Source organism: Paenibacillus sp. FSL H7-0331 (genome assembly GCF_001956045.1).
The window spans coordinates 1-925 of record NZ_MRTH01000150.1 but is presented as its reverse complement, the minus strand read 5'-3'; the positions used below and the strand labels follow the sequence as shown (position 1 = coordinate 925).

General features: G+C 52.3%; 1 protein-coding gene. It reads right to left on the bottom strand.

The window, feature by feature from the left end; genetic code table 11:
• Window positions 1–925 (bottom strand): cadherin-like beta sandwich domain-containing protein (locus BK127_RS42210; RefSeq protein ID WP_179097845.1); only part of this gene is annotated, 925 nt, incomplete at both ends.

The window sequence follows — 925 nt, the reverse complement described above, 5'->3', positions numbered from 1 at the left end:
CCATTATTGATCGTTACGCTGCTGTTGCTTAGCACTTGCGGGAGCTTGATCGTGCCGTCCCAATTGCCGGGAGCCGTAATTTTCGTTCCATCTGGAATCATTATACTTACATTGCCCAGAGTGGTAGCCGCTTGCACTTCCACTAACGGGAGCATCGCTTCTTTGCTCGATCCTGCCATTGTCGTTGCAACCACAATCTCGGCATTCGTTACACTCGCAGGGACGGTAATAGATACAGGTTTAGTCGTCACCTGAATCGGTGCAGTAGAACTGGCCGTTATGGCTTCGGCTCTAGACATGTTCACGGTGTATGTCTGCATGGTCTTTCCGTCTTGAGCCGTCACTACCACGGTGATCTGAGTGTTACCCACGTTCAGGTTGATCGCCCCCGACGCTTGTCCGCTCGTCACTGCTGTCCCGTTCACCTTCACTTTTGCGTTGCTATCCGATACTGTTGGCGTCACTATCACCAACGTTACACCGTTCGCTACGCTCGCTGTGTAGGAAAATGTACCTGGATCAAACGATGGACTGAGCGTTATTCCGGATACGGCCATACTGCTCAGATTCGCATTACTGGATGCGCTCGGTGTTGCGGCTATCGGTGTTGCGCTGACTTCGTTGGAGTAGTTGCTGCTATTTCCTCCCACGTTGCTCGCCTTTACTGCGAAATAGTAGGTCACACCGTTCGTCAGCCCCGTTGCCGTGTAGCTGTAGGTCGCTCCGCTCACTGTCACTACGGGGGTTAATCCATAGGTGCCGGAAGCTGTTCCCTTATAGACACTGTTAGCGACTGTATCTGATACGCCGTTCCAAGTTAACGCAATTTGTCCATTCCCAGCTATTGCTGTAAGCCCCGTAGGCGCCAAAGGTGCTGAAATCACGGCCCCATTGACGGTCAACTTGGCTACGTTGCTTGTTGCTG